10 protein-coding genes and 1 pseudogene are annotated in these 14705 nt (G+C 76.3%); 5 read left to right on the top strand and 6 right to left on the bottom strand.

Features of this window, described 5'->3' with window-relative positions:
- Positions 1 to 60: 60 nt before the first annotated feature.
- Positions 61 to 1542, top strand: a complete 1482-nt coding sequence (locus BM414_RS19730; RefSeq protein ID WP_093582164.1) for a class I adenylate-forming enzyme family protein — start codon at positions 61 to 63, stop codon at positions 1540 to 1542.
- Between the two features lie 7 nt (positions 1543 to 1549).
- Here BM414_RS19730 and BM414_RS19725 read toward each other — a convergent pair whose 3' ends face one another.
- On the bottom strand, positions 1550 to 4474 hold the full coding sequence (locus tag BM414_RS19725; RefSeq protein ID WP_139245957.1) for an AfsR/SARP family transcriptional regulator: 2925 nt from the start codon (positions 4472 to 4474) through the stop codon (positions 1550 to 1552).
- A 256-nt stretch (positions 4475 to 4730) separates the two neighbouring features.
- Between BM414_RS19725 and BM414_RS19720 the strand changes: the two genes are divergently transcribed.
- On the top strand, positions 4731 to 6332 hold the full coding sequence (locus BM414_RS19720) for an FAD-binding oxidoreductase (RefSeq protein ID WP_217644825.1): 1602 nt from the start codon (positions 4731 to 4733) through the stop codon (positions 6330 to 6332).
- A gap of 12 nt (positions 6333 to 6344) precedes the next feature.
- Here BM414_RS19720 and BM414_RS19715 read toward each other — a convergent pair whose 3' ends face one another.
- Positions 6345 to 7079, bottom strand: a complete 735-nt coding sequence (locus BM414_RS19715; protein ID WP_245784841.1) for a hypothetical protein — start codon at positions 7077 to 7079, stop codon at positions 6345 to 6347.
- Between the two features lie 138 nt (positions 7080 to 7217).
- Between BM414_RS19715 and BM414_RS19710 the strand changes: the two genes are divergently transcribed.
- Positions 7218 to 8420 carry a cation:proton antiporter gene (locus BM414_RS19710; protein ID WP_093582159.1) on the top strand — a complete coding sequence of 401 codons (1203 nt, stop codon included), beginning with the start codon at positions 7218 to 7220 and terminating at the stop codon, positions 8418 to 8420.
- Between the two features lie 7 nt (positions 8421 to 8427).
- A pseudogene (locus BM414_RS31460) lies at positions 8428 to 8763 on the top strand (DMT family transporter); the annotation flags it as partial.
- 45 nt (positions 8764 to 8808) lie between these two features.
- Here the strand turns inward: BM414_RS31460 and BM414_RS30970 are convergent.
- The gene (locus BM414_RS30970; protein ID WP_245784847.1) at positions 8809 to 9417 is read right to left on the bottom strand and encodes an OB-fold nucleic acid binding domain-containing protein; all 609 of its coding nucleotides are present in this window, start codon (positions 9415 to 9417) and stop codon (positions 8809 to 8811) included.
- A 152-nt stretch (positions 9418 to 9569) separates the two neighbouring features.
- On the opposite strand from BM414_RS30970, the gene BM414_RS19700 reads away from it, so the two are divergent.
- Positions 9570 to 11099: a polysaccharide deacetylase family protein gene (locus tag BM414_RS19700; RefSeq protein ID WP_093582157.1), complete on the top strand. Its 1530-nt coding sequence runs from the start codon at positions 9570 to 9572 to the stop codon at positions 11097 to 11099.
- Positions 11100 to 11115: 16 nt separating this feature from the next.
- On the opposite strand, the gene BM414_RS19695 is transcribed toward BM414_RS19700, so the two are convergent.
- The 3 genes from BM414_RS19695 to BM414_RS19685 all read right to left on the bottom strand — a co-directional run bounded on the left by BM414_RS19695 (position 11116) and on the right by BM414_RS19685 (position 14676).
- Positions 11116 to 12738 (bottom strand): FAD-dependent monooxygenase, encoded by a 1623-nt coding sequence (locus BM414_RS19695; RefSeq protein ID WP_093582155.1) that lies wholly within the window; start codon positions 12736 to 12738, stop codon positions 11116 to 11118.
- A gap of 106 nt (positions 12739 to 12844) precedes the next feature.
- A complete protein-coding gene (locus tag BM414_RS19690; RefSeq protein WP_093582153.1) occupies positions 12845 to 13690 on the bottom strand; it encodes a carbohydrate ABC transporter permease in 846 nt (281 codons plus the stop codon).
- A complete protein-coding gene (locus tag BM414_RS19685; protein WP_093582151.1) occupies positions 13687 to 14676 on the bottom strand; it encodes a carbohydrate ABC transporter permease in 990 nt (329 codons plus the stop codon). Before BM414_RS19685 ends, BM414_RS19690 begins: the two co-directional genes overlap by 4 nt.
- Positions 14677 to 14705 lie beyond the last annotated feature (29 nt).

Genomic DNA, 14705 nt, shown 5'->3' with positions numbered 1-14705 from the left:
CAGGGCGACGGTGGCCGCACCGACCGCCCGGCGGAGGGCGGTCCTCCCGAGGGGACGACCGTGGACACCTACGTGCAGGACCTGGTGACCGTGCTGCAGCGCGACGGGCGCCGCCCCGTCCTGCGGCACGCGGGCACCGACACCACGGCGGCCGAGCTCGTGGCCGCCGCCTCCCGCCACGCCCGCGCGCTGGCATCCCTGGGCGTCGGCCCGGGCGACCTGGTCGCGATCTTCGCCCCCAACCGGCCGGAGGCCCTCGCCGTCCGCTACGGGGCGCACCTGGCCGGGGCCGGCTGCGTGTTCCTGCCGGCGCCGCCCGACCTCGACCGGAGGACGCGGCTGGTCGCCCAGGTCGACCCGCGGCTGCTGGTCGTCTTCCCGGAGACGGCCGGCCTGCTCCCGGACGACGTCGCGGCACCGGTGGCGGCGGTGGGCACGGTCCCCGGGATCGCGCTGCGGCTCGACGCCCTCGCCGCCGGCCTCGACGGCCGCCCGCCGCCCTGTCGCGCCCGTCCGGCCGACCTCGCGGTGGTCGTCCCCTCCGGCGGCACCACCGGTGTGCCCAAGGGCAGCCGGCGCGACTTCGCCACCTACACCGCGATGGTCGCGGGCCCGGCGCGCCCCGACCGCCGGCAGCTGGCCAACGGCTCGCTGGCCCACCTCACCCAGGTGCTGGTCGACCAGACCCTGCTCGGCGGCGGCACCGTCGTGCTGCAGGACTCCTACGACGCGGCGGCCACGCTGGCGGCCGTCGAGGACGAGCGCGTCACCGACCTGTTCCTCGTCGAGCCGCAGCTGTTCGACCTGATGGACTCCCCCGAGGTGGCGCGGTACGACCTCGGCTCGCTGCGGACGCTCACCCACGTCGGCGCGCTGGCCCCGCCGGTGCTGCGGGCCCGCGCCCGCGCGCGGCTGGGCCCGGTGGTCGCCCACACCTACGGCGCCAGCGAGGTCGGCATCGTCAGCGCGCTCTCGCCGGCCGAGCACGACCGGCCGTCCCGCTTCTCCTGCGCGGGACACGTCCTGCCGGGGGTGCAGGTCCGGTTCCGCCGGTCCGACGGGACGACCGACCTGCGGGCCGGCGCGGTGGAGGTGCGGTCGCCGGGGATGGCGGAGGGCTACCGGAACCGGCCGGACGCGGAGGCCGCGGCCTTCGTCGACGGCTGGTACCGCACCGGCGACCTGGGCTACCTCGGAGACGAGGGGATGCTGCGCGTGCTCGGCCGCGTCACGGACACGGCCGGGCCCGGGACGGTGCTGCCGGTCGACCTGCAGGAGACGGTGTGCCGTCTGCCGTCGGTGCGCTACGCCGTCGTCGTCCCCGACTCCGGACGCGGCGTGCGCGTCGTGGCCGCGGAGGCCTGGCCGGGCGGTGAGGTGGACGTCGCGTCCGTCCGGGCGGCGGTCACCGCCGAGCACGGCCGGGAGGTCGCAGCGTCGGTCCAGGTGCTCCCGGTCGACCGGGTGCCGCTCACCGAGCAGGGCAAGCCCGACCGGGCGGCCGTCCGGGCGGCGGCCGCCGTCGCCGGCGTCCCCGCCTGAGACGGGGTCAGGCGGACGTGGGGACGGCGCCGGTCGGGTCGACGACGTCGGCCAGGGTGAGCCGGGCGCCGTCGGTGCGCGCCCGCTCCGCGGCGCCCGGGTCGAGCGCGGCGGTGACGTCCCGCAGGACGTCCGGTGTCGCCTCGAAGGCGGGCCAGCGCAGGCCGTTGCGCAGCGCCTGCGTGCGGGCCGCGGCGAACAGCCGGACAGCCTCCTGCGGCCGGCCGGCCATCGCCGTGGCGACGCCCCGCAGCTCGAAGGCGACCGGCCCGTCGGAGGTGCCCAGCACCAGGCGGTGGCCGATCATCCGGTCGGACCAGGACAGGGCCGTCGCCGCGTCGCCGGAGCGGATGGCGGACACGACGGCCATCCCGGCCACCAGCAGGGCCACGTGCACGTTGCCCAGCTCCAGCGCCCTCTCGTGCAGGGTCCTCAGCCGGGCGCCGGGGAGGACTCCGGCGCCGCTGTCGACCAGGGCGGCGCAGGTCTCGGCGAGCAGGGAGAGGTCCGCGTCCCCGCCGGCCGCCCGCGCCGCCGCCGCCACGGAGCCGGCGACGACACGGGCCTGCTCCAGCGCCCCGGCCACCACCAGGGAGTGGGCCAGCAGCGTCTGGACCTCGGCCACGGTGCGCGAGTGCGCGTGCCCTGTGCCGTCGAGCAGTTCCGAGGCGACGGTGAGGTGCACGGCGGCGAGGTCGTCCTGGCCGCCGGAGGAGAGGTGGTGGGCGAGGGTGAGCCGCACCAGCGCCGCCGACAACGGGTCGGCCAGGTGCTCGGCCCCCAGCGCCCGCTCGGCCCAGGTGCGGCCCTCGATGGTCTTGCTGCGGAAGTGCCAGAACGTGCCCAGCCGGCCGGCGAGCCGCACGCCCTCGGCCGTGGGCGCCTCCACGAGCAGGTTCTGCAGCGTCGCGCGCAGCGTGGGCAGGTCGTCGTCGAGGGCGTCGAACCACGCGCTCTCCGCCACGCTGCCCAGGGGCGGCTTGGCGAGGGTCAGCGCGGTCGTCCACTCGTCCCGCCGGCGGCGCAGTGCGGGGGTGTCCGCGCCGGCCGCGTGCGCCGCGTGTCCGCGCACGGTGGCCTGCTGGGCGAAGAGCGAGGGGCCGCCCGGCCGCGCCGGCCCCAGCGGGGCCAGCAGCGAGTGGTGGACCAGGCGGGCGACCAGGTCGGCGGTGACCGTGCCGGACCGGGGTCCCGCGCCCGGACCGCCGAGGACGGCGCCGGCGGCGGCCACGGTGAACGGGCCGGGCAGGACCGAGGCGGCACGGTGCAGCTCCGCCTCGTCGGCGGGCAGCAGCGCGTAGCTCTGCTCGATGGCGGCGCGCACGGTGCGGTGGTGGTCGCTGCCGCGCCCGGTCCGCGCCAGCGAGCTCGGGTCGGCGGTGACCTGGTGGGCGATCTCGTCCAGGCTGAACGCCCGGGCGCGCGCCGCCGCGAGCTCCAGGGCCAGCGGCACGCCGTCGACGGCGGTGGCGATCCGCACCACCGCGCTGAGCAGGCCCAGGTCCTCCCGGTCGGCGCCGGCGTCGGCCAGCCGGTCCAGGAGCAGGGCGACCGCGGGGGAGGCGGTGACGTCGTCGTCCCCCTCGGGGAGGGGCAGCGGGCCGAGCCGGTGCAGCCGCTCGCCGTCGACCTGGAGCGGTTCGCGGCTGGTGGCCAGCACGGCGAGCGGGGTGGCGCCGGAGAACCAGTCGTCGACCAGGTCGGCCACCGGGTCGAGGACCTGCTCGCAGTTGTCGAGCACGAGCAGTGCGCGCCGGTCGCGCAGGTGGTCGCGCAGCCCCTCCGCGGGCCGGTCGGTGTCGGCGGGGGCGAACCCCAGCGCGGACACCACGGTGGACAGGACGGTGACGGCGTCCCCGGCCGCGGTGAGGTCGACGAACCAGACGCCGTCGGGGAACCGGTCCGCGACCGTGCGCGCGACCTCGATGGCCAGGCGGGTCTTCCCGCACCCGGCCGCCCCGACCAGGCTGACCAGCCGGGACCGCGTCACCAGGCCGGTCAGCTCGGCCAGCTCCTGCCCGCGCCCCACCAGGGACGCGGTGCGGTGGGGCAGGTGCACCGGTCGCGGGGCGGCTCCCTGCTCCCGGCCGCCGGCCCGCGGGGACGGCACGGGCGGCGCGGGCCGTGCCGGCGCCGGCGGACCGGCCAGCGTCGGGTCCTCGGCCAGCAACCGGCCGTGCAGCTCGCGCAGCTCCGGCCCCGGCTCCAGCCCCAGCTCGTCGCGCAGCACCGCGCGGACCTGCCGGTAGCTGCGCAGCGCCTCCTCCGGCCGGCCCAGGCGGTGCTGGGCCAGCATCCGCAGGCTCCACAACCGCTCCCGCAACGGCGTCTCGGCCACGGCCGCGCTCACCTCGAGCAGCGCCCGCTCCGGGGCGCCGTCGGCCAGCAGCGCCTCGGCCAGCAGCTCGCGCAGCTGGTCGCGCAGCTCCTCCAGCCGGGCGACGGCGGCGGTGGCCCAGGGCTCGTCGGCCACCGTCGCGTAGGGCCGCCCGCGCCACAGCGCCAGCGCCCGCTCCGCGGCCCGGCCGGCCTCGTGCGGACGGCCGGCGCCGAGCAGCTCCCGCGCCTCGCCGGCGAGCACGGCGAACCGCCGGGAGTCGATGGTCGCGGGGTCGGCGACCAGCCGGTAGCCGCCCGGCTCGCGCACCAGGACCGCCGAGGGGGAACCCGGCCGCCGGGCCGGTTCGAGCGCCTTGCGCAGCCGCCAGATGTGCGAGTCCAGCGTCGAGGGCGAGCGGGCCGGGGACTGCTCGCCCCACATGGCCTCGGTCAGGGCGTCGACGCTGACCTGCCGGTCCGCGCTGACCAGCAGCAGCGACAGCGCCGCGGCAAGGCGGGCGCCGCCGAGGGCGACCGGGGTCCCGGCGCGGTGGACCTCGAGCGGGCCGAGGTCCCGGAAGGACAGCAGGTCGGCCGGGGCGTCGCCGTCCACGATGGTCCCCCTCGCGTGCCACCCCCGTGCCCGCGACGACGGGGTCCGGCTCCCCGGCCGGGGAGCCGCTGCGCCAGCGCGCGCGGCCACCGTCGATGACGCTGCAGCGTCGGACCACTGCGTACCGCACCTGACCGCGCTCCGGTAGGGGGTTCCGGCCACGCTCCGTCCCCGGGTTGGAGCGCGTTTGGAGCGGCCGGCCGCAGGGTCGCCCGACCGGCCGCCCCACCGTGGGGCCCGAGTCCAGGGGGAGCTCGTGACGAGCGTGCGAGAGACCAGTGGCCACACCGAGGGACGCAGTGGGCGGAGCGGGCGGCTGTCCCGGCGCGGGTTCCTCGTCGGGTCCGGGACGGCGGCCGCCGGCGTCGCGGTCGCGACGGTCGCCGCGCCGCCGCGGCCCGCCGCGGCCCGGCCGCCGTACGCGACGGGCGACAGCCCGGTCCCGGCGGCCGAGGTGCTCCCCGGCGACCCGCGCTACCCGGCGCTGGTGACGGGGTTCAACCAGCGGTTCACCGGCACGCCCGCGGCGGTGGTCGTGGTGACCACCCAGGACCAGTGCGTGGCGGCGGTCCGTGCCGCGGTCGCCGCGGGCCGGCGGGTCACCGTGCGCGCGGGCGGGCACTGCTACGAGGGCTTCGTGACCGACAACCCCGGCGGGGTGGTCCTCGACGTCTCGGGGATGCGGGCGGTCACCCGGACCCCCGACGGCGGCATCCGGCTGGAGAGCGGGTGCACGAACTGGGACGTCTACGAGCTGCTCTACAAGAGCCACGGCGTGACGCTGCCCGCGGGCTCCTGCTACTCGGTGGGCCTGGGCGGCCACGTCGTGGGCGGGGGCTACGGGCTGATGTCGCGCGAGCACGGCCTGACCGTCGACCACCTGTCCGCCCTCGACGTGGTGGTCGTCGACGCCGACCGGTCGGTGCGGGTGGTGACCGCGCGCCGGGGTGATCCCCTGACCGGGGACCTGTTCTGGGCGCACACCGGCGGCGGGGGCGGCACCTTCGGCGTCGTCGTCGCCTACACCTTCCGCGACCTGCCGGCACCGCCGCCGACCGTCCAGCTGGCCACCACCACGTGGCAGTGGAGCGCCCTCGACGCGGCGTCCTTCGCCACCCTGCTGCGCAACTACGGCGGCTGGCTGGCCGCCAACAGCGGGCCCGACAGCCCCGGCCGCCGGCTGTTCGGGCTGCTCAAGCTCTCCCACGTCTCCGCCGGTACGGTCACGCTGCTCACCCAGGCCTCCGGCGAGGACCCCGCGCTGCTCGACGGGTTCCTCGGCGCGCTCGACGACGGCATGCCCGCGGCCGCGCTGCCCACCACCACGCGGCGCACGATGCCGTGGCTGCAGGCGACCCAGACGCTCAACGGCTCGGGCCCCAACCAGCGGGGCAAGTACAAGTCGGCCTACATGCGCCGGCCGTTCCCCGACCGGCACGTCGCGGCCCTCCACGCCGCGCTGACCGACGCCTCCTACCGAAACCCGCAGGCGCTGGTGCAGGTGGACACGTACGGCGGGCGGATCAACGCCGTCGCGAGCGGCGACACGGCGGTGTCGCAGCGGTCGTCGATCATGAAGCTGCAGTACCAGACCTACTGGACAGACCCCGCCGAGGACGAGCTGCACCTCGGCTGGATCCGCCGCTGCTACGCCTCGGTGTACGCCGACACCGGCGGGGAGCCGGCGCGCGACGACGTCACCGACGGCTGCTACGTCAACTACCCCGACGTCGACCTGCGGGACTGGCCGACCCTGTACTTCGGGCCGAACTACCGCCGCCTGCAGGAGGTCAAGGGCCGGTGGGACCCCACAGACCAGTTCCACCACGCCCAGTCGGTCCGCCCGCCGGGCCGCTGACCGGGTGCACCGTCACCGGGCGGTGGTGGGCGCGGGCCGCGGGACGGCGGCGAACAGGTCGACCAGCCCGTCCCAGCGGTTGCGGCGCCCCGGGGGAAAGCGGCGTAGCGAACGGGCGCGGCGCGCGCTGCCTTCCGGATAGCGCCGCCGCGCCCACGGCGAGCCCGGCCGGGCCAGCCGCACCGCGGCCACGAGGGCCACGAACGGGACGAACACCCCCACGACGCCGAGCACCACCCGGCCCTTGAGGACGGCCACGAGGGCGGCGGCGACGTGGACCAGCAGCGTCAGCGCGAGGAAGCCCTCGCCCCGTGCCCCGTCGGCGTCGAACGGGTTGGCGCCGATCAGCAGCATCACCCCGACCACCAGCGCGATCAGCACCGCGTCCACCGAGCTGCGGCCCTCGCGCGACCAGTACACGTCCTCCAGGTGCAGCCACAGCGCGAACTCGTCGAGGGTCAGCGCCGCGCCGGTCCCGAACAGCACGGCGAGCAGGGCGCCGCCCGCGCCGTCCGGACGCCAGGCGAACTCGGCCGTGCCGGTGCCCAGCAGCAGGAAGATGCCGTACACCTCGTGGTGCACGTGCACCCCGCCGACGCTCGCGTCCCGGAACGGCCCCCGGCCGGTGCGGATGGCGTGCGTGACGAAGCGTGTGACGAGGAAGGCCACGAGGAAGCCGAGGACCAGCCAGGCGACCAGCTCGCGGCGTCCACTGAGCACCGGCATCAGTTCCGGGTCCAGGTCCACGCCGCCTCCTCGCCGCGTCGGGCAACTCCGGCGATCGTGCCGCCGCCGTCGCCGCCGCGGGGGGCGCGCGCGCGTGCCTTCCGCTGGGCTCCGGGACCCGCGAGGATCGGTACGCGCTCCGGCGGAGGGGAGAACCGGGTGGACGACGTCGTGTCGATCGACACCCTGGCTGCCGTCGCTGCCGTCTCGCTGGTCGCGGCCGTCGTCGTCGGGCTGTTGCCGCGCCTGCCGGTGCCTCAGGTGGTGCTGCTGCTCGCCGGCGGCATGCTGCTCGGCCCGCACGTCCTCGACGTCGGGGCGGCGCAGGACGTGCGGGTGCTCGCCGACGTCGGTCTCGGGTTCGTGTTCCTCCTGGCCGGCTACGAGCTCGACCCCCGGCTGTTCCGCGAGGACGCCGGCCGGAGGGCGCTGCTGGCCTGGTTCGTCTCCCTCGGCCTGGCGCTGGGGGTGGTGGGGGTCCTGGCCGCCACGGGCGTGGTCCGGGCCTTCCTGCCGGTGGCGCTCGGGCTGACCACCACGGCGCTGGGGACGCTGCTGCCCGTGCTGCGCGAGAAGGGCCTCCTCGGCGGCCGGCTCGGGCGGTACCTGCTGGCCACCGGCGGCGTCGGCGAGCTGTTCCCCGTCCTCGCCATCGCGGTGTTCCTGGGCAGCCAGGGCCGGCTCGCCGCCCTCGCCTCGCTGGCCGCGGTCGCCGTCCTCGCCGTCGTCCTCGGCCTGCTGCGCCGCGGGGTGCGGGAGGGCGGCCGGCTGGCCGCGGTCGTCGCGGCGGGGCAGGACGACACAGCGCAGATCACCCTGCGCGCCACGGTGCTGCTGCTGATCGCCCTCATCGCCGTCACCGACCAGTTCCACCTCGATGCGGTGCTCGGCGCCTTCCTCGCCGGCGTCGTCCTGCGCCGGTGGGTCGGCGCGGCCGCGCCACAGCTCGAGGCCAAGCTCGACGCGGTGGGGTACGGCTTCTTCGTCCCGGTCTTCTTCGTCTCCTCCGGCATGGCGCTGGACCTGGCCTCGATCGCGGAGGCGCCGCTGCGGCTGCTGCTGTTCTTCGCGCTGATGCTCGCCGTCCGCGGCGGCCCGGCCCTGCTGGTCTACCGCCGCGTGCTCCCGGCGCGGCAGCGGGTCCAGACCGCGCTGGTGAGCGCGACGGCGCTGCCCGTGCTGGTGGCACTCGCCGAGATCGGCCTGCGCAGCGGCACCATGCTGCCCGAGAACGCCGCCGCGCTGGTCGGGGCAGGCGTGCTCACCGTGCTGCTGTTCCCCGCGCTGGTCGTCGCCCTGGACCGCCGGCCGGCGGCGGCGGCGCCGGTCCCGGCCGCGGGAGGCCCGGCGGGCACCGGGTGAGCACGCGGTGACCCCGGCCGTGACGGCGGCCGCCGCTGCCGCCGCCGGGCTGGCGCTGTCGGCCGCGGCCCTGTTCGCGCTGGCGTCGGCGGTGCAGCAGCGGACGGCGGCGGCGGTGCCGAACGGACCCGGTGGCAGCCTGCACCTGGTCGGGGCGCTGGCCCGGTCGCCGCGGTGGTGGGCCGGCACCCTCGCCGACACCGGCGGCTACGTGGCCCAGGCGGCCGCCCTCGGGCTCGGGTCGCTGCTGCTGGTGCAACCGCTCCTGGTCACCACCGTGCTGTTCGCGCTGCCGCTGGGCGCCCGGTGGGCCGGACGGTGGCTGGGCCGGGCCGACTGGCCGTGGGCCGCGGTGAGCAGGCGTTGCACAGCTCGAAGCCGGCGACGATCAGCTCGAAGCGCTCGACGTAGGCAGGGTCGTCGCGGTGAGTGCGGGCCAGCGGCGAGACCTCGCGCGGGTGTTCGACACAGAAGACCGGGCGGACGTCGAGTGCTGCACGCGGTCGTCGTAGACCTCCTTCACCAGCCGGCCGGGACCCCGGCCCAGCGCGGCCCGGGCGGCGGCGACGAGGCCCTCGACCATGTCCACTTCTCCGTGTGGTCGGCGAAGGCCTGGTAGGCCTCGAGCATCGTGAACTCGGGGTTGTGCCGGGTGTCGACGTCCGGCGGATCGCGCGCACGGCGGTGTGTCGACGTCCGGCGGCGGGAGCAGCGCCTTGCCGAGCACGGCGAAGTCCTCCACGCCCACCGAGAGCTCGCCCTGCCGGGTGGTGATGACCGTGCCCTCGGCGCCGAGCCAGTCCCCGCGGTCGACGTCGTCGAACTCGGTGTGCCGGGCGGCGCCGAGCACCGAGCTGTCGACGAAGAGCTGGATCGTGCCGGTGCGGTCGTGCAGCACCTGCAGCTTCTGCGGACGGGCGGTGCGCTGGTCCGACGCGGTGCCGGTCCCGCCGGCCGGCGCCTCGCCGGGGTGGTGCGGTCGCGCGGGCCGGGCCATCGGTGTCCTCCCTGGAGCGGGCCGGGTGTCGCGACCGGGACTGTGCCGACATCGTCTCCCACGCGACTCCGACGGGCCGGGCGTTGGAGCGGGATTGGAGCGGCCCGCCGGAGGGTCGCAGCCGACGCATCCGCCCCACGCCCGGAGGACCTGTGAGGAACGCGCCCCGGGGCAGGTCGGTCGCGCTGACCCTCGCTCTGCTCGTGGTGGCCGCCTGCGGCATGGACGGCGCGGACCGTCCCGACGGCGCGGACCGTCCCGACGGCGCGGAGGTCGTCGACCTGGGCGTGGTCGACGCCGGGCGGGACACCGGTGGTCCCCCGGACGCCGGCCCGCCGGCGGTCCCACCCCCCGCGGCGGTGGGCGCCGCGCCGCCGGTGCCGGACCCGGCCTCGGTCGCCGGCCTCGCCCTCGACCGGATCGCCACCCGGACACCCGAGGACGAGCGGCAGGTCACGACCGTGCCGCTGCCCGGCCTCGACCCGCTGGACCGGGTGCTGCGCGGGATCGTCGACGCCGACGTCGCGCGCTACGAGGCCGGACTCGCCGCCGGGCAGTGGAACTCGCTGACCGTCGACTCCGCGCCTGTCCTCGCCGCGGGCGAGGTCCTGGGGGTCCGGGTGTCCACCAGCGTCCGCACCGGCGGCCTCCCGGCGGCGACCACCGCCCGCACCGTCTACGCCGACGTCGGATCGGGGGAGACCTGGACGTCGGCCGAGCTGATCACCGACCCCGCCGCGCTGTTCGGGTGGTTCTCCGACGCGGTGGGACGCGCCGGCCTGGGACACGCGCTGCTCGGGCGTTCAGCCGTCCTCTCCGACCTGCGCCTCGCCCCGGACGGCTCGCTGACGGTGGTGGTCGGCGGCGGGGACGGCAGGGCCGAGCCGTTCGGCGACGTCGCCGTCCGGGTCGATCCCCTCGCCGCCGACGGCGTCCTCAGCGACGCCGGACGGCGGGTGCGTGCCGCGGCGACGGGCGCCGCGCCCTTCCGCGGGGTCCCGCCGCCACCACCACCGCCACCACCACCACCGCCACCCCCGCCGCCGGAGCCGGTCCCGTCCGCTCCCGCCGACGGGGTCGACTGCGCCGTGCTGCGGTGCATCGCGCTCACGTTCGACGACGGCCCGGGCCCCTACACCGCCGAGCTCCTCGACGAACTGCGCGCCGAGGACGTCCGCGCCACCTTCTTCGTCGTCGGACGGAACGCCGCCGCGCACCCGGACCTGGTCCGTCAGCTCGTCGCCGAGGGCCACGCCGTCGGCAACCACACCTGGAGCCACCCGCGCCTGCCCGACGTCGGTCCCGCCGCCGTCGCGACCGAGCTCGGCCGGACCGCCGCGGTCCTGGCCGACCTGGGGGTGACGACGTCGCTGATGCGGCCGCCGTACGGCGCCACCGACGCGACCGTGGCCTCGGTGACGGCCGACCGCGGCTACGCGCAGGTCCTCTGGGACGTCGACACCCGGGACTGGTGGAACCGCGACGTCGCGATCACCACCGAGCGGGCGCTCGCGGGTGCGCACCGGGGCGCGATCGTGCTGATGCACGACATCCACCCGACGACGGTCGAGGCGGTGCCCGGGATCGTCGACGCGCTGCAGACCGCCGGGTACACGCTGGTGACCGTTCCTCAACTCCTGGGACCGGATGCCGCGCCGGGCCGGACGTACACCCACGGCTGACGGGTCGGCGGGCTGGTCACGCCGGCTGCCGCTGGACGTGGAGCAGATCGGTCAGGTACTCGGTCACGGCCCGGTCGTCGGCGCGGGCCGACAGGTAGCCGAGGTAGCCGTCGGGCCGGACGAGGGCGAGGCCGGCGTCTCCGATGCCGTATCGCCGGGCCACCGCTCCCGCCGGGTCGACGAGGGCGTCCACGGGCGCCCCCTCGGCGGTGGCGACCACGGGGACGACGGTGCCGAGGGAGCCGAGGGCGCCGCGGAGCCGGTCGAGCAGCGCGCGGTCGCCGGCGGTCGTCAGCAGCAGGGAGCCGGGGCGGCGGAGCAGGTCCCCGATCCAGGCCTCGGCGCCGTCGGCCGTGGTCAGTCCGGGGACGTCGGGGGCGTGGTCGCCGGGGGAGGCGTGCCGCCCGCCGCCGGCGAGGCCGGTGACGGCCGGGCTCCGGCGGTACGCGATGGTCGTCTCGGTCATCGCCGACACGAGTCGGCCGCTCAGCGCCGGGACGTGCCCGAGGACGGTCAGCGCGAGGTCGCGCAGGTGCGCGACGGGTCCGGAGGCGGTCACCGCGTTCGTCATCGCGTTCGTCTGCCGTACCACCGCGGCTCCGACGGGATGCCGCTCGGCGTGGTAGGTGTCGAGCAGCGCGGGCGCGGCCCGGCCGGTGCTCACCAGCGCCAGCTTCCAGGCCAGGTTCACCGCGTCCTGGATCCCGGTGTTCATGCCCTGGCCGCCCGCCGGGCTGTGGATGTGGGCGGCGTCCCCGGCCAGCAGCACCCGGCCGTGGCGGTACTGCGGGACCTGCCCGTGGTGCACCTCGAAGTACGTGAGCCACCGCGGGTCGCCGATCCGCCACTGCCCGGCCATCCGCTCGTCGACCAGCCGCTGCGTCTGCCCGAGGGTCGGCTCCGCGCCGGGCTCCGGGGGATCGACGAGGAACAGCAGCCGCGTGCGCCCGCCGGGCATGGGGAAGGCGCCGCCGATGCCGTCCGGGTGGAGGAACATCCGGATGGTGTCCGGCGAGAGGGCGGTGTCCGCGGCCACGTCGGCGAACAGGAAGTGCTGGCCCCGGAACACGCCCTCGATGCGGGTGCCGACGGCCGCCCGGACCCGGCTGTGGCCGCCGTCGGTGCCCACGACCCAGCCGTACCGGTGCTGGGTGGTCCCGGCCGGGGAGGTCAGCGTGACGGTGACCCCGTCGTCGTCCTGGACCAGGCCGTCGAACGACGTCCCGCGCTCGACGGGGATGCCGAGCCCGGTGGCCAGCCCGGCGAGGATCGCCTCGGTCTCCGGCTGGGCCAGGTCGAGGATGCGGCGGTGGCGGGAGTCCACGTGCGCGGTGGTCTCGTGCACCCGCAGGGTGCCCTCCCGCCCGCTGTGCAGCTCCATGGCCGTGATCGCCAGGCCCTCGGCCTCGACCCGGTCGAGCACACCCATCGCGGCCAGGTGCTCCTGGGTGCGTGGGTGGATGACGACGGCGCGCGACTGCGCGGTCGGCTCGGCCAGCGCGTCGACCAGCCGGACGCGGGCGCCCTGGCGGACCAGCTCGCACGCCGCGGTCAGACCCACCGGCCCGGCCCCGACGACCAGGACGGTCCGGGAGTCGTCAGCCGTCGTGGCCTCGCGAGCGGGCGTCGGCTGGGTCATGGGGTCCTCCTCGGTCCGGGGTGCTCAGCCACCGTGACCGGGGCGGGTCCAACGACGCTCCAACTCCCGCCTGCCCGCGCGCGGGCCGTCCCCGCCGCCCGGGCACTCAGCCCTTGACGGCTCCGGACAGGAACCCCTGGGTGACCTGGCGCTGCAGGACGACGTACAGCACGACCACCGGGAGGATCGTGATCAGCGTGCCGGCCGCCAGCGGGCCGATGTCGACCGAGCGCCCCCCGATGAACAGGTACAGGCCCAGGGTCAGCGGGCGGTACTCACCGCCGGGCATGTACAGCAGCGGCACCAGGAAGTTGTTCCACTGCTGCAGGAAGGTGAACACGGCCAGCGCGCCCATGCCGGAGGTCACCAGCGGCACCATGATCCGCAGGAACAGCTGCCACTCGCTGGCACCGTCCATCCGGGCCGCCTGCTCCAGCTCGCCCGGCAGGTCGGAGAAGAAGGCCCGCATGAACCAGGCACCGAACGACAGTTGCGTGGTCGCCAGCACCAGGTTGACCCCGAGCAGGCTGTCCAGCAGGCCCATCGACCGCATCTGGAAGTACAGCGGGACCATGTAGGCGAAGAACGGCACCAGCAGGCCGAAGACCACCACGTAGAACGCCACGGTGCGGCCGGGGAACGGCAGCCGGGCGAAGGCGTAGCCGGCCATGGTCGACAGGACGACGACGATCAGCGTGCTCGGGACGCAGAGCAGGATGCTGTTGAGCAGGTAGTCGTCGAAGTTGCCGACCGTCCAGGCGGTCTCGAGGTTCTCGAGCGAGAAGGAGCTGAACAGGCCGAACGGGTTGGCCCGCACGTCCTGGTTGCTCTTCAGGGTCGTGGACACGACGAGGATCACCGGGAACACCGTGATCAGGGCGAGCAGCCCGAGCGCCAGGGTGCGCCCGACCCCGGGCCGGCCGGACGCGTGTCCCCGCCTCGGCCGGCTCACGCCCCGCGCTCCTCGATCGAGGCCCGCCGCTGCAGCCGGTCGAGCCACACCGCCACCGGCACGGCGAGGGCCGTCACCACCAGGGCCAGGGTCGTGCCGTAGCTGATCCTGCTCAGCTGGAAGGCGTTGCTGTACGCGTAGGTGCCGAGCACCTCGGTGGCGTTCGCCGGACCGCCGCCGGTCATCACGAAGATGATGTCGAAGACGGCGAAGCCGCCGATCAGCGTGAGCGCGGTGACCATGAGGAACACCGGCATGATCTGCGGGAGCACCACGTGCCGCAGCCGCTGCAGGTAGCCCGCGCCGTCGAGCGTCGCCGCCTCGACCTGTTGGTTGTCGACGTTGCGCAGCGCCGACAGGATGATCACGAAGACGAACCCGGTGGCGGTCCAGACCGCGGTGCCGAGCACGGCGTAGAGCGCGGTGCTCGGGTCGCCCAGCCAGCCGCGGGTCAGCCCGTCGAGCCCGACCGCCTCGAGCCCGCGGTTGAGCCAGCCGCGGGTCGGCGCGTAGATCCAGCCCCAGACCACGCCGACCGCCACCTGCGGCAGCACGTAGGGCAGGAAGAACACGACCCGGTAGAAGGTCGAGCCGCGCCGCACGCCCCACAGCAGGAGCGCGAGCCCGAGGCCCAGGACGAGCGGCCCGATGGTGCCCACGACGATCCAGATGAGGTTGTTCCTCGCGGCTGCCCACATCTGCGAGTCCTGGGCCAGCTCGGTGAGGTTGCCCAGCCCCACCCAGGGCGGCGTGGTGTCCAGGCCGTCGAAGTCGACGAAGACGTAGTAGACGGAGTTGAGCACCGGGAAGACGAGGAAGACCAGCATCAGCGCGACCGCCGGCGCCACCAGCAGCACGCCGAGGCGCGCCTGCTGCCGGCGGGTGGCGCCGGAGACGCCGGCCCGTCCGGGCCGGCGTCCCCGCCGGCGCGACGTCCCTGCGGAGGGCAGCGTCGCCGTCACGGTGGGAGCCGGCGTCGCGGTCACGCCGGCACCCCGGCGCGGACGGCGCCGAG

Source organism: Geodermatophilus amargosae, from assembly GCF_900116515.1.
Taxonomy (GTDB): domain Bacteria; phylum Actinomycetota; class Actinomycetes; order Mycobacteriales; family Geodermatophilaceae; genus Geodermatophilus; species Geodermatophilus amargosae.
This window is presented reverse-complemented; position numbering and strand designations above follow the sequence as displayed.